Annotated in this window: 20 protein-coding genes and 1 pseudogene; 12 read left to right on the top strand and 9 right to left on the bottom strand. The window is 65.6% G+C overall.

Annotation, left to right across the window (positions count from 1 at the left end):
- Positions 1-10: 10 nt before the first annotated feature.
- From GGR89_RS15750 to GGR89_RS15740, 3 genes are all read left to right on the top strand, one after another.
- The gene (locus GGR89_RS15750) at positions 11-1,717 is read left to right on the top strand and encodes a copper resistance system multicopper oxidase (RefSeq protein ID WP_037486761.1); all 1,707 of its coding nucleotides are present in this window, start codon (positions 11-13) and stop codon (positions 1,715-1,717) included.
- Positions 1,714-2,700 (top strand): copper resistance protein B, encoded by a 987-nt coding sequence (locus tag GGR89_RS15745; protein WP_170172290.1) that lies wholly within the window; start codon positions 1,714-1,716, stop codon positions 2,698-2,700. The genes GGR89_RS15750 and GGR89_RS15745 overlap by 4 nt, the downstream gene beginning before the upstream one ends.
- A gap of 83 nt (positions 2,701-2,783) precedes the next feature.
- Positions 2,784-3,929, top strand: a complete 1,146-nt coding sequence (locus GGR89_RS15740; RefSeq protein WP_223308211.1) for an MFS transporter — start codon at positions 2,784-2,786, stop codon at positions 3,927-3,929.
- Positions 3,930-4,110: 181 nt separating this feature from the next.
- On the opposite strand, the gene GGR89_RS15735 is transcribed toward GGR89_RS15740, so the two are convergent.
- The 9 genes from GGR89_RS15735 to GGR89_RS15695 form a co-directional block, all read right to left on the bottom strand.
- Complete coding sequence (locus GGR89_RS15735) at positions 4,111-4,515, bottom strand: response regulator (RefSeq protein WP_037486787.1); 405 nt, start codon at positions 4,513-4,515, stop codon at positions 4,111-4,113.
- 83 nt (positions 4,516-4,598) lie between these two features.
- Complete coding sequence (locus GGR89_RS15730) at positions 4,599-5,219, bottom strand: response regulator transcription factor (protein ID WP_037486757.1); 621 nt, start codon at positions 5,217-5,219, stop codon at positions 4,599-4,601.
- Positions 5,209-6,744 (bottom strand): PAS domain-containing sensor histidine kinase, encoded by a 1,536-nt coding sequence (locus GGR89_RS15725; RefSeq protein ID WP_125976812.1) that lies wholly within the window; start codon positions 6,742-6,744, stop codon positions 5,209-5,211. Before GGR89_RS15725 ends, GGR89_RS15730 begins: the two co-directional genes overlap by 11 nt.
- A gap of 58 nt (positions 6,745-6,802) precedes the next feature.
- Positions 6,803-7,276 carry a DUF305 domain-containing protein gene (locus GGR89_RS15720; protein ID WP_030541628.1) on the bottom strand — a complete coding sequence of 158 codons (474 nt, stop codon included), beginning with the start codon at positions 7,274-7,276 and terminating at the stop codon, positions 6,803-6,805.
- 90 nt (positions 7,277-7,366) lie between these two features.
- Positions 7,367-8,485: a copper resistance protein B gene (locus GGR89_RS15715; RefSeq protein WP_030541627.1), complete on the bottom strand. Its 1,119-nt coding sequence runs from the start codon at positions 8,483-8,485 to the stop codon at positions 7,367-7,369.
- On the bottom strand, positions 8,485-10,410 hold the full coding sequence (locus GGR89_RS15710; protein ID WP_030541626.1) for a copper resistance system multicopper oxidase: 1,926 nt from the start codon (positions 10,408-10,410) through the stop codon (positions 8,485-8,487). The genes GGR89_RS15715 and GGR89_RS15710 overlap by 1 nt, the downstream gene beginning before the upstream one ends.
- A gap of 67 nt (positions 10,411-10,477) precedes the next feature.
- Positions 10,478-11,044, bottom strand: a complete 567-nt coding sequence (locus GGR89_RS15705; protein ID WP_030541625.1) for an RNA polymerase sigma factor — start codon at positions 11,042-11,044, stop codon at positions 10,478-10,480.
- Positions 11,041-11,478, bottom strand: a complete 438-nt coding sequence (locus tag GGR89_RS15700) for a periplasmic heavy metal sensor (RefSeq protein WP_025550099.1) — start codon at positions 11,476-11,478, stop codon at positions 11,041-11,043. Before GGR89_RS15700 ends, GGR89_RS15705 begins: the two co-directional genes overlap by 4 nt.
- A complete protein-coding gene (locus GGR89_RS15695; RefSeq protein WP_030541624.1) occupies positions 11,478-11,750 on the bottom strand; it encodes a hypothetical protein in 273 nt (90 codons plus the stop codon). The genes GGR89_RS15700 and GGR89_RS15695 overlap by 1 nt, the downstream gene beginning before the upstream one ends.
- A 133-nt stretch (positions 11,751-11,883) precedes the next feature.
- On the opposite strand from GGR89_RS15695, the gene copC reads away from it, so the two are divergent.
- From copC to fabI, 9 genes and pseudogenes are all read left to right on the top strand, one after another.
- A complete protein-coding gene (gene copC / locus GGR89_RS15690) occupies positions 11,884-12,261 on the top strand; it encodes a copper homeostasis periplasmic binding protein CopC (RefSeq protein WP_007406420.1) in 378 nt (125 codons plus the stop codon).
- Between the two features lie 4 nt (positions 12,262-12,265).
- Positions 12,266-13,210, top strand: coding sequence for a copper homeostasis membrane protein CopD (copD, locus tag GGR89_RS15685; protein WP_007406374.1), 945 nt, complete (start codon positions 12,266-12,268; stop codon positions 13,208-13,210).
- Between the two features lie 36 nt (positions 13,211-13,246).
- Positions 13,247-13,933 (top strand): class I SAM-dependent methyltransferase, encoded by a 687-nt coding sequence (locus tag GGR89_RS15680; protein WP_007406390.1) that lies wholly within the window; start codon positions 13,247-13,249, stop codon positions 13,931-13,933.
- Between the two features lie 107 nt (positions 13,934-14,040).
- The gene (locus GGR89_RS15675; protein WP_004206948.1) at positions 14,041-16,398 is read left to right on the top strand and encodes a heavy metal translocating P-type ATPase; all 2,358 of its coding nucleotides are present in this window, start codon (positions 14,041-14,043) and stop codon (positions 16,396-16,398) included.
- Positions 16,395-16,793 (top strand): Cu(I)-responsive transcriptional regulator, encoded by a 399-nt coding sequence (gene cueR / locus GGR89_RS15670; RefSeq protein WP_007406402.1) that lies wholly within the window; start codon positions 16,395-16,397, stop codon positions 16,791-16,793. Before GGR89_RS15675 ends, cueR begins: the two co-directional genes overlap by 4 nt.
- Before the next feature lie 403 nt (positions 16,794-17,196).
- Complete coding sequence (locus tag GGR89_RS15665; RefSeq protein WP_007406387.1) at positions 17,197-18,918, top strand: PHA/PHB synthase family protein; 1,722 nt, start codon at positions 17,197-17,199, stop codon at positions 18,916-18,918.
- Between the two features lie 3 nt (positions 18,919-18,921).
- Positions 18,922-20,349 (top strand): bifunctional enoyl-CoA hydratase/phosphate acetyltransferase, encoded by a 1,428-nt coding sequence (locus GGR89_RS15660; protein ID WP_030541622.1) that lies wholly within the window; start codon positions 18,922-18,924, stop codon positions 20,347-20,349.
- On the top strand, positions 20,342-21,532 hold the full coding sequence (locus tag GGR89_RS15655; RefSeq protein WP_007406370.1) for an acetate/propionate family kinase: 1,191 nt from the start codon (positions 20,342-20,344) through the stop codon (positions 21,530-21,532). The genes GGR89_RS15660 and GGR89_RS15655 overlap by 8 nt, the downstream gene beginning before the upstream one ends.
- Positions 21,529-22,302 (top strand): annotated as a pseudogene (gene fabI, locus GGR89_RS15650) (enoyl-ACP reductase FabI). Before GGR89_RS15655 ends, fabI begins: the two are co-directional and overlap by 4 nt.
- Position 22,303: the final 1 nt, after the last annotated feature.

The following is a 22,303-nucleotide window of genomic DNA, read 5'->3' as shown; positions in this document are numbered from 1 at the left end:
AGTACAGTTCATGTCTCCCTTACATATCCGGCCGATCGCGCGGCGCCGTTTCGTCCAGGGGCTGGCGATCGGCGGCGCGGTCGCCGGTTTCGCCCCGGCGCTTCTCGCGCGATCCGCCCCAACCTTGCCCGCTGAGCTGAGCGGGACCGAGTTCGACCTCGAGATCGCCGAGCTGCCAGTCAACTTCACCGGCAAGCGCCGTATTGCGACTGCCGTGAACGGCAGCGTGCCCGCGCCGGTCCTGCGCCTGCGCGAAGGCGATACGGTCACGCTCCGTGTGCGCAACGGCCTCAAGGAGATGTCGAGCATCCATTGGCACGGCATCATCGTGCCGGCGGAGATGGACGGCGTGCCCGGCATCAGCTTTGCCGGCATCGCGCCGGGCGAGACCTTCACCTATCGCTTCGAGGTCCGCCAGAGCGGAACCTACTGGTATCACGCTCACACGCTCGCCGAGCAGACGGGACTCTATGGAGCGATCATCGTGGAGCCAAAACAGGTGCCGACGGCGCGGGCGCCCGATCGCGACTATTGCATCGTGCTCAGCGACTGGTCGGACGAGCCGCCGTTGCAGATCTTCCTCAATCTCAAGAAGCAGAGCAGCTACTATAATTTTGCGCAGCCGACCGCCGGCGATTTCCTCAAGGATGTCGGCACCATGGGCTTGGGCAAGGCGCTCGAGCGGCGGCGGATGTGGAACAGCTCGCGGATGAACCCGACCGACTACAGCGATGTCTCTGCCGCGACCTACACCTATCTGATGAACGGCGCGCCGCCCGCCGGCAACTGGACCGGTATCGCCGCGCCCGGCGAGCGCGTGCGCCTGCGCTTCGTCGGCGCGGGGACGGCGACGTTCTTCGACGTGCGGATCCCCGGGGTCGAGCTGACGGTCGTATCGACCGACGGGCAGCCGGTCGAGCCGGTCACGGTCGAGGAATTCCGGATCGGCCCGGGCGAGACCTATGACGTCGAGTTCACCATGCCCGAGGGCGGCGCCCGCACCATCTTCGCGCAGGCGATCGATCGGAGCGGCTATGCCCGTGGTACGATCGCACCAGCCCCGGGCATGGCGGCAGCCGTGCCGCCGCTCGAGGCCCGGACCTGGCTCGAGCCGGTCGACATGATGGGCGCGATGGCGACGATGGGCGCAATGGGAGGCGACGCGCATGCCGGGCACGGCATGACCGAGATGGCGGCCAGGGCACGGCACGCCCGCACCGAATATGGCGCCAATACCGACATGCGCGTCGACTATCCGCGCACCAATCTGGACGATCCCGGCGCCGGGCTGCGCCGGCGCGGCTGGCGCGTGCTGACGCTGGCCGATTTGCGCACGCCGGGCGGCGATCCGGACCCGCGCGAGCCCGAGCGCGACATCGAGCTGCATCTGACGGGCAATATGGAACGGTTCATCTGGTCGCTCGACGGCATCAAGCTCAACGATTCCAGGCCGCTTCATTTCAGGCCGAACGAGCGGCTGCGCGTCACCTTCGTCAACGACACGATGATGGCGCATCCGATGCATCTGCACGGCATGTGGAGCGATGTCGAAGGCCCGGACGGCGCCTTCCAGGTCCGCAAGCATACGGTGGTGGTCCAGCCCGCCCAACGGGTGAGCTTCCGCGTCACCGCCGACGCCATGGGCCGATGGGCCTTCCATTGCCATCTGCTCTATCACATGGCGGCCGGCATGTTCCGGGAGGTGGTGGTCGCATGATCCGGATTTTCCCCTCGCGCGGCATCGCTCTTGGCGCTGCCCTCTTCCTGGCGCCGGCGATCACGGCTCCCGCCCTCGCGCAGGATGCCTCGCCCCCGTCGCCCGCCGCCACCCCTGCCCAAACGGCCACTCCCGCTCAGCACACCCCTTCCGCGCAAGGCTCTCAGGACCATGCGGGCATGGACATGCCGGGCATGGATATGACCGACACGAAGGCGTCCGGTAACGGCGCCACGATGGACATGGGCTCGATGCAGGGTGGCAAGGCCCCGCCGGACGCGCGCAACTCGGACGATTATGCCGACGGCTATCGCAACTCGACGCTGCCGGGCTATGAGATGGCCGACAAGCTCTCGATCCCCAAGATACTTGTCGATGAGCTCGAATTCGCCAGCGGCAACGAGGGTCAGGGCGTGGGTTGGACCGTGCTCGTCACCAAGGGTCAGGACAATGACAAGCTCTGGCTGCGCAGCCAGGGCCTCAAGAACTCCCGCGACCAACGTCTCGATCCGGAGAGCAGCGTCGAGGCGCTGTGGTGGCACAGCAAGAACCCGTTCTGGGGCACGCTGCTCGGGGTCAGGCAGGATCTCGGCAAGGGCGCGACGACATGGCTGGCCGCCGGCGTCGAGGGACTGGCGCCTTATTGGTTCGACGTCCAGCTCACCGGCTATGTAGGGACCGATGGGCGTCTCGCGGCGCGCGCCAAGGCCTCCTATGAGGTCCTGTTCACCAATCGGTTGATCCTCACACCGCAGGTAGAGACCAATATCTATTCGAAGCGGTCGAGAGATCGGCAGCTTGGCAGCGGCTTCAGCAATGTCGAGCTGAGCGGACGGTTGCGCTACGAGGTGTCGCGCAAGTTCGCGCCCTATATCGGCTTCGTCTGGGAGCGTGCGTTCGATGGCACGGCGGGCTTCCGACGCCTGCGGGGCGAGGGGTCATCCGAACACCGGCTGGTGATCGGCTTGCGCGCTTGGTGGTGATACCGGCTCTCCGACGAACCGCTGACCCGCTTGTTCCCCAAGGCGAATCACACGATGGCAAGCGTGGTCAATCCTCCTTCATTGTGTTGCTGCTCGCGGCGGTGTCGGCCTCGGCAGGGCAGACGGCCATTCTCGCTTTCCTTCCGACCCTGGTCGACCCAAATCCCGGCGGGCTTTCCTCAGCGCATGATTTTCATGTCGCGAGCTTGACCGCCGTCCACCCGCTGGCAGCACTGGTGGCGGCACCGCTTTGGGGCTGGATTGCCGACCGGGTCGACTACCGCGTCATGTTGCGCACAGCGCTCATTATCCTCGCGATGGTGACTGCACCAGTTGGCCTCGTAGCTCTGCCGACTCTCTACGTTTTGCGCACGGTCGCGGGGATGGCGGCCGCCGCCATCATACCGCTTGCGCTGCTCAGTGCGAGTTTCGCCGCGGTCAGCCGTGGGGAGCAGGCGCGGCGTTTCACCTGGTTGACGGGGTCTGTATTTTTGGGAGACCTCGGCGGACCGCTTTTGGCGGAAGTCTCCGTTGCGATCATGCCCGGCGCGCCGCTCATGATCGTTGCTGCCAGCATCGGCACCGTCGCGGGGTCGCTTTGCCTTGTAAGCCTGCCAGGCCGCTGTGCGCACTGCCTCGACTCAGGAGATCCGCCGCCGCCGACAGTCTGCGCCACGGGAGTCCTATTACTCATCACGATCGCTGCGGGGGCCGGGCTTGCCGCTATGCACGTCAATCTCCTGATGACGCGCAGTGCGGTCTCGCTGAGCCGCGAGCAGATCGCCTGGATGCTCAGTCTTTGCGGATTCGGCATGCTGGCGGCGCAGATCTTTCATGCAAGGCTCGATTGGTTAGTGAAGGTTCCCGGGCGTCTTGCCGGATTGACGCTCGGTTTGCTGGCAGCGGCGCTCGTTGCCTTTCCACTCGCATCAAGCATAGCCGATATGAGCGTGTTCATCCTGGTCGCCGGTTGGAGCTCGGCGAGCCTGCGATTGGTCACAAGCTTCTGGATCAGCGGTTCTGCGGCGGCCTCAGGGGTGAGGCTTGGCCTCCAGCATTCGGCTGCCAGCATCGGGCAGGCACTGGCGCCCGTGGCGCTCGCTTTCGCCGCACCCGGCGCTCAGCCTCTCGTCCTCTGGAGCATTGCCGGCCTGTCGCTCCTGCTGCTTGTGGTCCTGCCACTAGCTTGGAAACGGCCCTCTTCAGGTGCTAATTCGTCAGGCGGATAAGGGGAGCGCGTAAATCGATATGAATCGTACCGTCCACCACTATCCAAGATGTGTTGCTGTGACAAATGAGCCCAGCCGCGGGCAAGGCCCTTGGGCGCAGCTGGGTTGGTTTCCTCTGGAAAAACGACGTGCTCGTGTCCCCACCTGGCCTCTTTAGCGTTGGCGGTCGGACGCGGTCCATTTACTCATTCGACGAGAGGCGTCTGTGACGGCCGATTGCCTCGAGGAGTAGACGGCTCCTTAGTGGTTTAGTGATCATGTGATCAAAGCCCGCGTCGGCAGCGCGGCGGGCGAGAACCTCGTCATGGAAGCCCGAAATCATGATGGAGCATCCGGACCAGCCCAGCGATCGGAGTTGGCGCAGGATCGAAAAGCCATCAATGTCCGGCATGCGATAATCAACAATCAGGCAATTGGCTCGCTTGGCACGCGAATCGGCCAAAAGCGCGCTACCACTTGTATAGCTACAGACGCAGTAGCCACGGGATCTAAGGAGAAGCTGAAGGGCACGCCGAACACCCGGGTCGTCGTCGGAGACGAGGATGGTGTAGCGCCCATCACCTTGTGTGTCAGAAAACGAAGACATCTCGCGCGACATGAGGACCTGTTGCATCACGGCAATGGCTCGCACGATGCGGCATCCTCGTCGCTACGTAGAGGGCGCAGTTATCACGTCTTGCGACCGAACCCGGCAGCAAAGGCGATCCTCAACGCCTCAGAGAGATTGCGGACCTCGAGCTTGGCCATGAGGCTGGCGCGGTGAACCTCGACCGTCCGGGATGAGCAACCCAGATCATAGGCGATCGTCTTGTTGGGCAAGCCGTTCGCCAATCCTTCCAGCACTTCCTGCTCGCGGGGGGTCAAGGCAGCAACCCGCACCTCGGCTTCCGACGATTCCAGCGCGCGAAGGTCGACATCGTCGAGACGAGCGAAAGCGCGCCTCACGGCCTCGAGCAGGGCAGCCTTCTCGAAGGGCTTTTCGAGAAAGTCAATCGCGCCGCCTTTCATAGCCTGCACAGCTACCGACACATCGCCGTGGCCGGTCAGGACGATGACCGGCATGTTGATCCCACGCGCAGCCATAGTGGTCTGGACTTGGAGACCGTCCATTTCAGGCATCCGCACATCCAAGATAACGCAGCCTACTTCAGCGGACTTCGCTGTCCTGAGAAATTCCACTCCGGAGGTGTAGGCGATGACATCATAGCCCGCGGTTTTGAGCGCGAAGCTTGCCGCCTTGCGGATGCTCTCCTCGTCGTCGACCAGATGAATGATGCGTCTATCCCCCATGTTCCTCCTCCGCCCGCGCGTGGATCAGCGTGAAGTGAAAGCACGTGCCGCCTCGGTCGGAGCGCTCCATCCAGATGCGGCCGCCATGTGCTTCGATGATCGTCCGGCAGATCGAGAGGCCAAGGCCCATGCCGTCGGCCTTCGTCGATGTGAACGCCATGAACAGTTGTTCGCGAATTTCTTCCGCGATCCCGGGGCCGGTATCCTCCACCGTAACCTCGACAAGGCCGTCGGCACGCAAACTCGTCGCGACTTTGAGGTCGCGGATCGATGATTCTGCCATGGCCTCAACGGCGTTGCGCATCAGGTTTACGAGCACCTGCTGGATCTGCACCCTGTCGATGAGGACCGGCGTGGCTGCGGGGTCGATTGCGAAGAAGCTACGGATGCCCCGCTCGCGCGCGCCGACCAGTGCCAGTTGGCTTGCCTCGGTGATGACTTGCGGCAGGTCGTGCAAACTCTTGTCGACCTCACCGCGTGCGACGAAGTCGCGGAGGCGCCGGACGATGTGGCCAGCGCGCAGCGTCTCCTGAGCGGCATCGTCCATTACGGACCGAAGAGAGACGAATGGCTCATCATTCTGGACAGCGAGCATGTCCCGAATGGTTTCGAGATAGAGCGCCACTGCGGCGAGCGGCTGATTGAGTTCATGAGCAAGCGTGGAGGCCATCGTACCCATCGCGCTCAACCGCGAGACATGAACCAACTCCGCTTGCAGTTCCTTGAGCCTGAGCTCATCCTGCTCCTTGGCGGTGAGATCCCGGATGAACCCTGTGAAAAGCCGCTGGCCCTCTTCACCGGCCTCGCCGACCGACAACTGCATCGGGAAGGTCGAGCCGTCGCGGCGCTGACCCACAACGACGCGGCCCAGACCGATGATCCGGCGCTCGCCCGTCTGCAGATAATGCGCGATGTATTCGTCGTGCCGGTCGCGGTCGGGCTGAGGCATAAGACAGGAGACATTTTGCCCGACGAGCTCGGCTTCCGAATAGCCGAACATGCGCTGGGCAGCAGCGCTGAACGAGGTGATGACGCCGGCCTCGTCGATTATTATCATTGCATCAGGTACGGTCGCCAGGATCGATTGCAGATGCTGCTCGCGCGTTTCGTTTGAAGCCCGGACCGCCGCCTCGTCGGTGACATCCCGGCTGATGCAGGCAAAGCCTCGATGGGCGTCGTCTTCGAACAGCGCAGTGATGGTCAATCGCGCAAGGTATTCCGAGCCGTTCTCGCAGACTCGCCAGGCTTCACGCTCCAGAGTGCCTTCGCGCAGAGCGGCGTCCAAGTCGGCGCGGGGCCGTCCTGCCGTTATCTCGTCTGGCGGGTAGAACAGGTGGTGCGGCTGTGCCAGAACACGGTCGAGCGGCCAACATTCGGCACGCTCGCCTTCTTCATTATAGCTCAGCACGATCCCGGAAGGATCGAGCAGCGTCAGGACGTGGCCGCCAGCCTGTCGCAGGAACAGCGGCGCAAGCCGCGCTACGTCGCTTGCAATCTCGTCCGCCCCGCGCCTCGTGTCGACCATCGGCCGGCTCACATACCTGGCCGGGCGCACGTATCCGGGCGTAGCCCGACCGTGCCACTCAGCGCCGCGCGAGTATGGCCTTCATCTCGTCGATTTCCTGCCGCTGCGAGCGCTTGATCGATTCGCAAAGCCGGATGACTTCCGGATCGCTGAGCTTTGCTTCCTGGCACATCAGGATCGCCCCGGAATGGTGCGGGATCATCGAGCGCAGAAAGGCCGTGTCGCCGATCGTGGTCTGGGTGCGGATGAGTGCAAAGCTGCCGAAGAAGGCGACCAGCGACGCGGCGATCAGCGCGATGTTGGCGGCTTTCGATGGGAACATATGTCGCATCGCAAGGATCATCAGCACCACCATGGGCGCGACCATCATCAGCGTCATGTAGAGCATGTTGAGGTTGTTGTAGAAGCTGTCGAGCCCGTCGATCATGACGAACATCACCAGATACATGATGACGCCGCTGATGACGGTCTGAACGGCAAGGCTCCAATAGGCGCCCATCTTCCGGGTGTTCATGTGGGACGAATGGTCCATGGCGTATCTCCTTCGCTCGGCGCCGGCCGACCTGGGTATGAGTGCAACGCCCCGCTCTCTTGTTCGCCCCCGCCATCAGCCGTCCTGATGCTAAAACCAGAAGCGAACGCCGGCGACGAAGCTGGTGGCATGGACGTCCTCGCCCGCAAGCCTCGACAGCCGCGCCGTGTCTCCGGCTTTGCGCAGATAGGAAACGCCGATGTAAGGCGCGAACTGGCGGCTGAATTCGTAGCGCAGGCGCGCGCCGAGCTCTATGTTGACCAGCCCCGAACCGATGTCGTTCTCCGGAATATCCTGTGCGGCGAAATTGACCTCGGCGCGCGGCTGGAGGATCAGGCGCTGGGTGATGCGCTGGTCGTAATAGCCCTCGACCCGGCCCAGAACATCGCCCTTGGTCGAGAGGAACAGCGCGCCTTCGACCTCGAACATGCCAGGAGCCAGGCCCTCGACGCCGATCGTCGCGTAGGTGCGGTCGGGCCCGCGGCCGAAGTCCTGGCGGATACCGCCCTGAAGATTGAAATAGGGGTCGATGGCCCGGCTGTAGAGCACCTGCACCTCGGCGCTGTCGATGCCGCGGCCGAACTCGCCTTCGCCCTCGCTCTTGAGCCAGAGCCGGTTGATGTCGCCGCCGTAAAAGCCTTCGCCATCCCAGCGATAGCCATCGCGGCCGCTATGCGCCTGATACTCGAACAGGTTGAGCAGCATTTGCCCGAAATTGTTGCCGCCGCTATCCTTCATCATGATGTCGCGCGAGCGCGCCATCTCGCCGCCGGGAAAATCACGATCGGCGAAGTGGTCGCTTGGGGGAGGCGGCGGGGGCGCATTGCCGGCCGGAAGCGCCGTGCCGGTCATTTGCATGCCGGGCATGGCGGGCATTCCCGGCATCGTTGTCTGGCCATGCTGCGAATGGTCCATACCCGGCATCTCCGGCATCGCGGGAGACGCGGGTTGCGGCTGACCGGCCGCATCTCCCTGCGGCGCAGGACTGGCCTGGTGCTGCGAATGGTCCATCGCCGAGGTGGCGTCCGGCGCTGGTGTCTGAGCGCGCGGCCTGGCGGCGGCCTTGTCCTTCTTCTTCTCCTGCGCCGGCGCCACTTCGCCCGGCGGCGCCATGCCGGGCATGCCGTGCATCGAATGATCCTGGGCAAAGGCGGGCGCGGCAGCGAAAAGGGCGATCGCGCTCACCAGCGGCGTGAGGATGCGGGTCATTACGCGTCTCCCTTCGGACGGACGCTCACGACCCGCATCATCCCTGCATGCATGTGGTAGAGGAGATGACAGTGGAAGGCCCAGTCGCCGACCGCGTCGGCGGTGAAGTCCCAGGTCACCTTGCCGCCGGGCTGGACGATCACCGTATGCTTGCGCGGCGCATGATCGCCATGCCCCGTCACCAGCTCGAAAAAATGCCCGTGAATATGGATCGGATGCCCCATCATCGTGTCGTTGATGAGATTGACGCGCACCCGCTCGCCTTCGATGAAGGGGATCGGCTCGTGATGGTCCGACATTTTTTCGCCGTCGAACGACCACATGAACCGCTCCATGTTGCCGGTGAGGTGAATGTCGATGCTGCGGCTCGGCGCGCGCACGTCCGGATTGCGATCGAGCGCCATCAGGTCCCTGTAGACAAGCACCTTGTGGCCGACGTCGGCGAGGCCCTGGCCGGGCTCGCCGGTGCGGTCTACGGGCATCGGCGAGATGGTCTGGACGCTCGGGTCGCGCTTCACCTGCGGCGCGTTCGAGAAGTCGCGCATCTTCATCGAGCCCATCGCGTGCCCGCCATGATCCATGCCCGCCATCTGGCCATCGGCGCCCATCGCGCCGTGGTCCATGCCGGCCATCGATCCATGATCCATCCCCGAATGATCCATGCCTGCCATGGCGCTATTGTCCATGGTCGCCATCGCTGCCGCCGCGCCGGTCGCGAGGCGCGCGGACGCGTTCTTCTCGGCCGTCGGATCGACGCCCCGCATAGCGCCGCCCGACATGTCCATGCCTTCCATGCCCGGCATCGAGGACATGTCCATGCCCATGTCCTTCATGTCGGCGAGCGGCCGTTTGCGTAAGGGGGGAACCTCGCCGGCCATGCCGGCGCGCGGCGCGAGCGTGGCACGCGCCATGCCCGAGCGGTCGATCGCCTCGCCGACAAGGGTGTAGGCCTTGTCATCGCCTGGGCTGACAACGACGTCGTAGGTCTCGGCAACACCAATCTGGAACTCGTCGACGGTGACCGGCACCACATTCTGCCCGTCGGCCTGGACGATGGTCAGCGGCAGGCCGGGGATGCGGACGTTGAAGGTGGTCATCGCCGACGCATTGATGACCCGCAGCCGCACCCGTTCGCCCGGGGTGAAGAGCGCGGTCCAGTTGTCCATCGGACCATGGCCGTTGACGAGATAGGTGTAGGTGGATCCGGTCACATCGGAGATGTCGGCCGGGTCCATCCGCATCTGGCCCCAGTCGAGCCGGTCCTTGAGCGGCTGATCCTTGCCCGACAGGAGCCCGGCCAGGGTCTGGCGCTGGAAATTGAAATGGCCGGGGTTGACCTTGAGGCGCCGGAAGATCGCCTGCGGCGAGAGCGCGCTGTGATCGGCGAGCACGATGACATGCTCGCGGTCATAGGCGACCGGATCGGCACCGGCGGGATCGATGATGATCGGGCCGTAATGGCCTTCCTGTTCCTGCAGGCCTGAATGGCTGTGGTACCAGTAGGTGCCGCTTTGCACGACGGAGAACTGGTAGAGGTAGTTCGAGCCCGGCTTGATGCCCGGAAAAGACACGCCCGGCACACCGTCCATATTGGCCGGCAGGATCAGCCCGTGCCAGTGGATCGAGCTGTCCTCCTCCAGCTGATTGATGACGTTGAGCCGCACGCGCTGGCCTTCGCGCAGCCGGATGAGTGGCGCAGGGACCGTGCCGTTGACGCCGATTGCCCGGAACTGGCGACCATCGATGCTCATCGACTGCCGGGCGATCGTCAGCGTGATGTCTTCGCCCGACACGGTCGGCAGCGTCGGCCGCATCCCCGGCGAGATCGTCTGCGCCCAGGCCGGCAGCCAGGCTGACAAGGCGGCGCCGCCACCGGCGAGGGCCGCGCCGCGAAGGAACTGGCGGCGGTCGAGAGCAGAAATCATTCGGTTTGTCTCAGCTTGCGGAAAGAGGGCGGGCCTACTGGAAATACGCAGCCCGCCCGCGTGCCCCTCAAACTTTCTTCAAAATTTCCGCGAGGCGCGCCCGGGCGCGGTAGAGGCGTGTTTCGACCGCCTTCTGGGAGATGCCGAGAATCTCGGCGGTTTCGGCTTCCGATTTCTCATCGATCGTCCGCAAGACGAGCGTGTCCTTGAGCGATGCGGGCAGGGCGGCGATCGCTTTCATGGCCTCTGCCAGCTGCTGCTCGGCGCCGATCGCCTGGTCGGGTAGTGGCGCCTCGTCGACGACATGTTCGGCTTCCCCCAGCGCCAGCGCGTGGGAGAAGAAGTTGCGGACCGCGCGGCGGCGGCGCCAGTCATGGCATTTGTTGATGACGATCCGCGACATCCAGACCGGAAAAGGTCGCGCAGCGTCATAGCGGTTGAGTGCGGCGAAGGCGGCGACGAAGCTTGCCTGGGTCACGTCGAGCGCTTCGTCGCGGTTCCCGACATGGCTGCGCACGAGGCGGTGCACCCAGCCCTGATGCCGGCGGACCAGCTCGCCATAGGCCGCTTGCCGGCCTCCAAGCGCCAGAGCCGCGAGCTCCCCGTCCGAGCAGTCGGGGAGGCACGCGGTCATTTGGACTTGGCCGTCAGCGCTTTCACCACGGCGTCGTCGAACTTGTCCGTCTGATCCGGGCGCAGCACGGCCCGCATCGCGAAGATATGCTCGAGTGTTTCCTTCTGCAGCGCGCCCATCGCCTGGTGCGAGCGATCCACCGCCCCTGCAACCCGAGGACCATAGCCATGCTCCGCCTCGATCGCCTCGGCGAGCCGCGCGTTATCGGCGCGCAGTTCGGCCTCCAGTGCCTGACGCCGGATCGCATAGTTCTTCTCGATCGTCTCGAGACGGCTATGTTGCGCGGTGTCCAGCTTCAGATCGCGATGGAGCAGGTCGTGCAACTCATTTTCGACCGGGCGCACCGGAACCACATAGACGCGGCCGATGACCACACCGGCGATCGCCGCGGCAAAGGTCAGCAGGACGAGGAGCAGGAGCCGGCGGTCGCGCATCATTGTGAACTCAGCAGCGTCGAAGGAGCGAGCGCGAGCCGCGCGTTAAAGGGCGATATCGGCCCGGCTTCGGTCGACCGCACAGGCACGGCCGAGCCGGCAATTCCCAGGAACAAGGCTGCTGCCGCGGCGATACCGAATGTCGTGGCGCTCAGGCGGGGCATGGCCTGGAGCCGGGCGATCTCGGCCATGACGCGGCTGTCCAGCCCGGCAAGCCGGGGATCGAGCGGCGCTTCCCGCAACCGGCTGAGCATGTCGTCGAGGTGGTCCATGATGTTTCTCCGTCTTCTCTTCACAATACGCATTCTGGCCCACGACCCCTTGGCTCGGAACAGAAAAGAAATTTGAGAGGGGTGCAGGCTGCAGCTGCGTATTCTCTCATGTCACTGACAGGAGAATGTCCAAATGCGCTTCTTTTCGCCGCTCGCAGCCATCGCCGCCGTCGGCCTGAGTGTTTCGGCTCCGGCCTACGCCCATCCCAAGCTCGTGTCCTCGACGCCCGCCGCCAACGCCAGCGTCCCGGCGCCGTCGCGTATAACGCTCACCTTCAGTGAAGGTCTGATGCCGAAGCTGTCGGGCGCCGAGATCGTGATGACCGGCATGCCCGGCATGCCCAACCACCGCATGGCGGTAACCGGCTTCAAGACGTCCGTCGAAGGCGACAAGACGCTCGTGCTGACGCTCGCCAAGCCGCTCATGGCGGGCAGCTATCAGGTCGCCTGGCACGTCGTCTCGACCGACACGCACCGCATCCAGGGCAATCTCGCCTTTACCGTCAAGTGACGCCATGAACGACGTGGCACTCGTCGCCGTCCGCTGGGCGCTCTACGTCGATCTCGGCCTGTTGTTCGGCCTGCCGCTGTTCGCGCTCTATGCGCCCGGCGGCGGCCGGATGGTACAGCGGCATCTGCCGATGGTAGCAATGGTGGCCGGTCTCGCCTGTCTCGCCCTCCTGCTGTCGGCGCTGGGGTTCGCGTTGCAGGCAGCGGCCATGACCGGGCTGCCGCTCACCCAGCCTGATCTTTCCATGGTCGCAGAGCTGTTCAACGGCACGTCCATGGGAACGGCGCTGAAGGCGCGCCTCGTCGCGCTCCTCGTTCTTCTGCTCTCCATCCCCTTCTATCGCCGGCAATCCCGTCCTGCCTTCATCGCCTCCACTCTGGCAGGCGCGGTCGCACTCGCGACCCTCGCCTGGAGTGGGCATGGCGCGGCTGGCGAAGGCGAGGCGGGCTGGCTGCAACTGGGGGCCGATCTCATCCATCTGCTCGCCGCCGGCGCCTGGGTCGGCGCGCTTGCCGCATTCCTCGCGCTGGTACTTCCCAGGCTCGCAACCGACGATCTCGCCGCTCAAGACATGGACCGGGTCACGCTCGCCGAGGAAGCGTTGCGGGGCTTCTCCCTCGTCGGCACGATCATCGTCGCCCTGCTGATCCTGACCGGGACGGTGAACGGCTGGTTCCTCGTCGGTCCGGGCAACATCGCCTCGCTCGGGCAGTCGACCTACGGCCTGCTGCTCATCGCCAAGCTGCTGCTGTTCGCCGGCATGCTGGGCCTGGCCGCGCTCAACCGTTATCGCCTGACCCCGGCACTTGCGCAGGCGATCGAGGAAGAGGACGCGCCACGGGCGCAGGCGCTGCTGCGCGCGAGCCTCGTCGTCGAAGGCGGTCTTGCGATCGTCATTCTCGGGCTCGTCGCCTGGCTGGGGACACTATCGCCGCCCATGTCGATGTAGCTTATCGTTTCGGACGCCTCGCGTTGGGAGAAGCCAATGCAATCCTACACCCCGCCGCTCGGGACCGGATCGACGAAAGACTATGATCGCGCGATCCGCCTGTGGACGCGGGAGAAGCGGTGGCGTGCCGCCATGCTCGCCGCCCTGGCGCCCAAAGCCGGTGAGACGGTCGTCGACGTCGGCTGTGGCACCGGCAGCTTCGCGCTGATGCTCAAGCAAGCCGAGCCCAGGACGCAGGTGATCGGTCTCGATCCCGATGCCGAGGCGCTCGACATCGCGCGGCACAAGGCCGCTGTGCGGCGGGCCGATATCGACTGGCGTCAGGGATTTGCCAGGGACGTGGCCCCGGGTACCGCCGACGCTGTCGTGTCGAGTCTCGTGCTGCATCAGATGCCGGTCAGGGAGAAGGCGGCAACCCTGCGCGCCATCCTGCGCGCCATGTTCGCCATGCTGCGCCCGGGTGGGCGCCTGGTGATCGCCGATTATGGCCGCCAGCAGGGTTTCATGCGGCTTGCCTTCCGCCTGACCGTGCAGCGGCTCGATGGCATCGATGATACCCGGCCCAATGCCGACGGCGTGCTCCCCGGCCTGATCGCGGCGGCCGGCTTCAGGCATGTGGCCGAGACGTTTCGGCTTTTGACCATCACCGGCGCGATCGACTTGTTTACGGCGCATCGACCGGCGCAGGACCACGGCCTTACGGTTGCCAATGACCTTGGCTGATGGCGGCCAGGCGAACGGGCCCGCCGATTTGTCCGCTTAGGCGATTACGTATTGACCCTGACACGGTGTCAGACCCTAGATCGTCAGGCGTCGAAAGGAGCAAGGCGATGAACGAGACACATGGAGCGGCGCATGGCGGCGGTTGCTGCGGCGGCCACAGCGCCGCGAAAGCGGCGACCGGCGTCAAGGACCCGGTCTGCGGCATGACCGTCGACCCGGCGACCACGGCGCATCAAGCCGAGCATGGCGGTGAACGCTATCATTTCTGTAGCGCGGGCTGCCGGACCAAATTCATCGCCGATCCCGAGCGCTATCTCGGCCCGCCAGCGCCGCCGGTCGCGGCGCCCGAAGGCACGATCTGGACCTGCCCGATGCATCCAGAGATCCGGCAGGACCATCCCGGATCCTGTCCGATCTGCGGCATGGCGCTCGAGCCCGCGACCGTGACTGCCGACAGCGGCCCCAGCCATGAGCTGGTCGATTTCACACGGCGCTTCCGGGTCGGCCTGATGCTGGCCCTCCCGGTGCTGATCCTCGAGATGGGCGCGCATCTCTTTCCCGCGATCCATCGCCTCGTGCCGATGTCGATCTCGGTATGGATCCAGTTCGTGCTGGCGACACCCGTCGTGCTCTGGGCGGGCTGGCCCTTCTTCGAGCGTGGCTGGGCCTCGCTCAAGACCCGCAACCTCAACATGTTCACCCTGATCGCGATGGGGACCGGGGTCGCCTGGATCTACAGCGTCGTCGCGACGCTCGCGCCCCAGCTGTTCCCGCCCGCCTTCCGCGGAGAGGACGGCATGGTTGCCGTCTATTTCGAGGCGGCCGCGGTGATCACTGTCCTCGTGCTGCTCGGCCAGATGCTCGAACTGCGCGCGCGCGAGCGGACCTCGGGCGCGATCAAGGCGCTGCTTAACCTTGCGCCAAAGACCGCGCGCCGGATCGGTTCCGATGGCAGTGAAGAGGAAATCAGCCTCGATCTCGTTGCGGTCGGCGACCGCCTGCGTGTGCGTCCCGGCGAGAAGGTGCCGGTCGATGGCGTGGTCGAGGACGGCCGTTCCTCGCTCGACGAGTCGATGGTCACCGGTGAGTCCATGCCCGTCACCAAGGCCAAGGCCGACACGGTGATCGGCGGCACGCTCAACCAGACCGGCGCGCTCGTTATCGTCGCCGACAAGGTTGGCCGGGACACCATGCTGGCGCGCATCGTCCAGATGGTCGCCGAGGCGCAGCGCTCGCGCGCGCCGATCCAGCGCATGGCCGATCAGGTGTCGGGCTGGTTCGTGCCCGTGGTCATCGCGGTCGCGGTGGTCGCGTTCATCGCCTGGGGCATCTGGGGCCCCGAGCCGCGCTTCGCCTACGGGCTGGTTGCGGCGGTCGCCGTGCTGATCATCGCCTGTCCCTGCGCACTGGGTCTCGCCACGCCGATGTCGATCATGGTCGGGGTTGGCCGCGGCGCCGGGCTCGGCGTCCTCATCAAGAATGCCGAAGCGCTCGAGCATATGGAAAAAGTCGACACGCTCGTCGTCGACAAGACCGGCACGCTGACCGAAGGCCGGCCTGCCGTCACCCAGATCGTGCCGGCGCCCGGCTTCGACGAAGCCGAACTGCTGCGGCTTGCCGCCTCGGTCGAGCGGGCCTCCGAGCATCCGCTCGCGCTGGCGATCGTCGAGGCCGCCAAGGATCGCGGCATCCCCACGAGCGACGTCACCGACTTCGATTCCCCCACCGGACGCGGCGCGCTCGGCACCGTCGACGGCCGCCGGATCGTGCTCGGTAATGCGCGGTTCCTCTCGGAAGAGGGCATAGCAACCGACGCGCTGGCGGAGCAGGCCGACGCCCTGCGCCGGGATGGCGCCACCGCGATCTTCATCGGCGTCGACGGCACCGTCGGCGGCGCCTTTGCAATCGCCGATCCCGTGAAGCAGACGACGCCGGAGGCCCTGGCCGCACTCAAGGCCGAAGGCATTCGCGTGGTGATGTTGACCGGCGACAACCGCACCACAGCAGAGGCGGTGGCAAGGCGGCTCGGCATTGACGATGTCGAAGCCGAGGTACTGCCCGACCAGAAGAGTGCCGTCGTCGCGCGGTTGAAAAGCGAGGGGCGCGTGGTGGCGATGGCCGGCGACGGGGTCAACGACGCCCCCGCACTGGCTGCCGCCGATGTCGGTATTGCCATGGGCTCGGGCACCGACGTCGCGATCGAGAGCGCGGGCGTGACGCTGCTCAAGGGCGATCTCATGGGCATCGTGCGGGCACGGCGGCTGAGCCAGGCGACCATGTCCAACATCCGCCAGAACCTGGTCTTCGCCTTCATCTACAATGTCGCCGGGGTGCCGGTGGCGGCGGGCGCGCTCTATCCGCTGTTCGGCATCCTGCTCTCGCCGATCATCGCGGCCGCCGCCATGGCGCTCTCCTCGGTCAGCGTGGTCACCAACGCGCTGCGCCTCAACCGGAAAGCGCTGTGAACATCGGGGAGGCGTCGAAGCAAAGCGGGGTCTCGGAGCGGATGATCCGCCATTATGAGAAGATCGGCCTCATCCCGGCGCCGCCGCGCCGGGGAGCGGGTTATCGCGACTATGGCGAGAGTGACCTCCATCGCCTGCGGTTCATCGCCAATGCCCGCGATCTCGGTTTTCCGATCGAGGAGATCCGGACCCTGCTCGGCCTGTGGGCCGACACGGGCCGCAGCAGCGCCGATGTAAAGCGGGTCGCGTTGGCGCGGGCGGAGGAATTGCAGCGCAAGGCCGAAGCGCTGACGACACTGCGCGAGACCCTCGTCGATCTCGCCGAGCGCTGTCATGGCGACGAGCGGCCAGATTGTCCCATCATCGCCGAACTGAGTCTCGACAGAAAATGTTAGCGCCGGCCGCCTCTCGGACCAGACCCGCTCTGGCGGCCGGGGTGCTGATCGCACTTGGCATTCTCACGACGGGCCTCGCGATATATTTCCTCGCAGTCCGCCCGCCACTGCTGGCGGAGGATCTTCGCCATATCGGCGGCAACCCGCAGACCCTTTCGCCGGTATTGCGGGACTGGTTCGGCGGGATAGCTGGCTCGCCCGTGCGACCGCACTGAGCCTCCTGATCGTATTTGGCCGCTTTTCATACAGCAATGTCGTGCTGAGCTCTGACTTCTGGGGCTGGCATATGCGAGGCAATCCCTCCGTAGGACTACGGAGTGCGCAGAGGCTTCCTGCGCTTCAGGGCTTGTTGCACCGCAGCAGGAGCGAAAATGTGCAGAGTCGAAGCAATATCCCTGACCCGTTGGACGGTCTGGCCACGACGCTGGATCGGTCGAGCTTCGCCGCCATCGCGCAGCTGACTTCAGGCCAGTCGCCCGCCACTTTGGCGCAGTCTTTTTCCGACTGGTGGACGCACATTCTCTGCTCGCCAGGCAGGCAGCTGCAGCTCGCCGCCAAGGGCGGGCGCAAGCTGATGCGGCTCGCCGACTATGCCATGCGCAGCGCATCCGGCAGCGATCCCGAGCCGGCGATCGATCCGCTGCCCCAGGATCGGCGCTTCGCCGACGCAGCCTGGAAGCGCCATCCGTTCGACCTGATCGAGCAGGCCTTCCTGCTCCAGCAGCAATGGTGGCATGCCGCGACGACCGGCGTGAGCGGCGTCACCGGGCACCACGAAGCGATCGTCGAGTTCGCGACCCGCCAGATGCTCGACATGGTGTCCCCGACCAATTTCATCCCGACCAACCCCGTGCTCCAGCAGCGCATCCTCGAAACCGGAGGACAATGCCTTGTCGAGGGTGCGCGATTTTTTTGCGACGACCTGGAACGCCTGGTACGCGGGGAGCCCGCAGCGGGCACGGAGGCCTATCGGGTCGGCGAGAAGGTCGCAGCCACGGCTGGCAAGGTCGTGTTTCGCAACAGGGTCATGGAACTGATCCAATATGCGCCCGCAACCGAGACGGTGCGTCCGGAGCCGATACTGATCGTGCCGGCATGGATCATGAAATATTACATCCTCGACCTCTCCCCGGAAAATTCGCTCATCCGCTGGCTGGTAGGGCAGGGCTACACCGTGTTCTGCATCTCCTGGCACAATCCCGACAGCGCCGACCGCGATCTCGACATGGAGGATTATCGCCTGCTTGGGCCGATGGCCGCCGTGGATGTCATCCAGGCGATTACCGGCACCGAGAAGATCCACGCGGCCGGCTATTGTATCGGCGGCACGCTGCTCGCCATCACCGCGGCCGCGATGGCGCGCGATGAAGATAAGCGTCTGGCGAGCGTCACGCTGTTCGCCGCCCAGACCGAGTTTAGCGAGCCGGGCGAACTTGGCCTGTTCATCGACGAGGCGGAAATCAACCTGATCGATGCGATGATGTGGGCGCGCGGCTTTCTCGACAGCAGTCAGATGGGCGGCGCCTTCCAGATGCTGCGATCCAACGATCTGGTCTGGTCGCGCATCCTCTCGACTTATCTCATGGGCGAGCGCGAGCCGATGACCGACCTCATTGCATGGAATGCCGACGGCACCCGCATGCCCTATGCCATGCACGCGCAATATCTGCGGCGCTTGTTCCTCGACAATGACTTGGCCGAAGGGCGCTACGAGGCCGGCGGCCACCCGGTCTCGCTCTCGGGGCTGCGCATGCCGATCTTCATGGTGGGCACGGAAACCGACCACGTCGCGCCGTGGCGCTCGACCCACAAGCTCCACATGCTGACGGGCGCGGAGATCCGCTTCGTGCTGACGAGCGGTGGCCACAATGCCGGGATCGTCTCCGAGCCCGGGCATCCTCATCGCCACTTTCGCGTCGCGACACGGATGCAGGATGGCCCGGCGCCAGGTCCCGATACCTGGCTGGAGCGGGCCGAGCTGCGCGAAGGGTCGTGGTGGCCGGAATGGAGTTCATGGCTTGGATCGCACTCGGGCAAGGCGGCCGCCCCACCGTCGATGGGCGCGCCCGAACGGAACTATCCGCCGCTCGGTGATGCCCCCGGGCGCTACGTGCTGGAGCGCTGAGCCATGGCCACCGCCAACCTCATCGAGAACCGCACGTTCGACGAGATCGCCGTCGGCGACACGGCCAGCCTCACCCGCACGCTGACCGCCGACGACATCCAGCTCTTCGCGGCGGTGTCAGGCGACGTGAATCCGGCGCATCTCGACCCTGTCTATGCCGAAACGGACATGTTCCACAGGGTCATCGCTCATGGCATGTGGGGCGCGGGGCTCATCTCGGCGATCCTGGGAACCGAGCTGCCAGGGCCCGGTGCGATCTATCTCGGCCAATCGCTTCGCTTCACCCGCCCGGTGGGCGTCGGCGACACCATCACGGCCTGCGTCACCGTCGCGCAGAAGCGCGCCGAGCATCATGTCATCGTTCTCGACTGCGCCTGCGTGAACCAAAAGGGCGAGACCGTCATCAGCGGCCAGGCCGAGGTCAAGGCGCCCACCGAGAAAGTCAGCCGGCCCCGCATGCCGCTTCCCGACGTGCGGATCGCCAGCCACGACCGCTTCCGCCAGTTGATGGAGCGCGCCAAGGACGGATCCGCGTGCGTCACGGCCGTGGTCCATCCGTGCAGCGCCGACGCCATGCGCGCGGTGGCTGAGGCCGCCGACGCCGGCATCGTCGTTCCAATTCTCATCGGACCTGCGGCGCGTATGACGAATGCGGCGAAGGACGCCGGTGTCGATATTGCCGCCTTCCGGGTGATCGGGGTCCCGCACAGCCACGCCGCCGCCGCCGAAGCCGTCGCGCGCGTACGGGCCGGCGAAGCCGCGCTGCTGATGAAGGGTTCGCTTCATACCGACGAGCTCATGGGCGCGGTCGTATCGTCCGACATGGGCCTTCGGACCGAACGCAGGATCAGCCACGCCTATGTGATGGATGTGCCCGGCTATCCGCGCCCGCTCATCATCACCGACGCCGCGATTAACATCGAGCCGACGCTTGAGGACAAGGCCGACATCGCGCGCAACGCGATCGACCTTGCCCATGTGATCGGGATCGAACAACCCAGGGTCGCGATCCTCGCCGCCGTCGAGACGGTCAATCCAAGGATGCGCACCACATTGGATGCCGCGGCGCTCTGCAAGATGGCGGACCGGGGCCAGATCGAAGGCGCGCTGCTCGATGGACCGCTCGCCCTCGATAATGCGATCAGCGAGGCGGCCGTGCGCGACAAAAGTATCGTCTCGCCGGTCGCCGGCCGGGCGGACATCCTGCTGGTGCCCAATCTGGAGGCCGGCAACATGCTCGCAAAGCAGCTGACCTTCCTGGGCGGCGCCGATGCCGCAGGCGTGGTGCTCGGCGGGCGCGTTCCGATCATCCTCACCAGCCGGGCAGACAGCGTGCGCACGCGCCTCGCCTCCTGCGCGCTCGCGGTGCTGCTGGCGCGGGCTGCAACCAAGGCGTCTCCCGGCGTTGCGGGACAGCGCCGCGATGGCTGAAATCCTGTGCCTCAACGCCGGTTCGTCGAGCCTTAAGTTCGCGCTCTACGCCGAGCCGGGCACTGATGAGCCCTCTTTGCTGGCGAGCGGCAAGATCGAGAATATCGGCCTTGAGCCGCACCTGATCGCGCGCGATGCGAAGGGGGATGTCCTTGCCGACCGGCGCTGGACGAAAGACGTCACGATCACGCATGAGACGCTGCTCAAGGATTTGCTGCGGGAGATCGAAGCTTCGGTCGGCGAGGATCTGATCGCGGTAGGACATCGGATCGTTCATGGGGGCGCCGACTATTCAGCGCCGGCGCGGGTCGACGCGCCACTCCTCGCCGCACTCGAGGCGCTTTGCCCACTGGCGCCATTGCATCAGCCCCATAATCTCGCCGCGGTCCGCGCCGTCTCCAGGCTGCGCCCCGCTCTGCTGCAAGTCGCCTGCTTCGACACCGGCTTCCATCATGGCCAGCCCCCGGTTGCGACGCGCCTCGCGCTGCCGCGCGCGCTCGGCGAAGAGGGCATGCGGCGCTACGGCTTTCACGGCATCTCCTACGAATATATCGCGCGGCAGCTGCGTTTGATCGATCCCGATACAGGCGGTGGCCGCACGATCGCCGCGCATCTCGGCAACGGGGCCAGCCTCTGTGCGATGGACGGGGGGCGCAGCATCGACACGACGATGGGGTTCACCGCACTCGACGGATTGGTGATGGGCACGCGGTGCGGAGCGCTCGACCCGGGCGCGGTGCTCTATCTTCTCCAGCAGAGGGGCATGACGGCGCGCGAAGTCGAGCATCTCCTCTACAGTGAGTCCGGCCTTTTGGGCGTGTCCGGCACATCGAGCGACATGCGCGCGCTTCTCGGCAGCGAAACGCCCGCCGCTGGGGAAGCGATCGACCTCTTCGTCTGGCAGATCGCGCGCCAGGCTGGCGCCCTCGCATCCTCGCTCGGGGGGCTCGATAGCTTCGTGTTTACCGCCGGGATCGGCGAGAATGCGCCTGAAATCCGCGCCCGCGTCGCCGATCGGCTCCGCTGGCTCGGCGTGGCGCTCGACACGGACGCGAATCTCCGCGGAGCGTCGGTCATCAGCGCGCCGTTCAGCCGTGTCACGGTGCGCATCATCCCGACCGACGAGGAGTGGATGATCGCCATCCACACCGCCGATCTTCTGCGTGAGGAGCCGAAACCATGAAACCTCTCGTCGATCTTACTGGCAAGCGCGGCCTGGTGATCGGCATCGCCAACGCGCAGAGCATCGCGGCGGGCTGCGCCCAGGCCTTCCACGACTGTGGCGCGAGACTGGCGGCGACCTATCTCAACGGAAAGGCCGAGCCGCTCGTGGCGCCCGTCGCGGAGACCCTGGGAGTCGAATGGCTCGCCGCGTGCGATGTCCGGGTGCCGGGCGAACTGGAGGCCCTGTTCGAGCGGGTGAAGTCCGAATAAGGCGGCCTCGATTTCCTGCTTCATTCGATCGCTTTCGCGCCGAACGAGGATTTGCACGGCCGCGTCGTCGACAGCTCGGCCGAAGGCCTCGCGCTGGCGATGGACGTCTCGTGCCACAGCTTCCTGCGCATGGCGCGTCTCGCCGAGCCGCTGATGTCGGATGGCGGCTGCCTGCTGTGCGTCACCTTCTACGGGTCGGAGCGGGTGGTCGAGCACTACAACCTGATGGGGCCGGTCAAAGCGGCCCTCGAAAGCGCGACCCGCTATGTCGCGGCTGAGCTTGGCCCCAAGGGCATTCGCGCCCATGCGATCTCGCCAGGCCCGATCGCGACCCGCGCTGCCAGCGGCATCGACCGCTTCGACGAGCTGCTCGAACGGGCCGCGGCGACGGTCCCGCAGCACCAGCTCGTGACCATCGAGGATGTCGGAGGGCTCGCCGCCTTCCTGGTGAGCGATGCCGGCCGCCATATCACCGGTACGATCATTCCGGTCGATGGCGGTCAGCACCTGCTCGGCTAGG

The sequence above is a fragment of the Sphingomonas trueperi genome (genome assembly GCF_011927635.1).
Taxonomy (GTDB): Bacteria; Pseudomonadota; Alphaproteobacteria; order Sphingomonadales; family Sphingomonadaceae; genus Sphingomonas; species Sphingomonas trueperi.
Note: the sequence above shows the minus strand (reverse complement) of the source record. Positions and strands in the feature narration are given on the sequence as shown.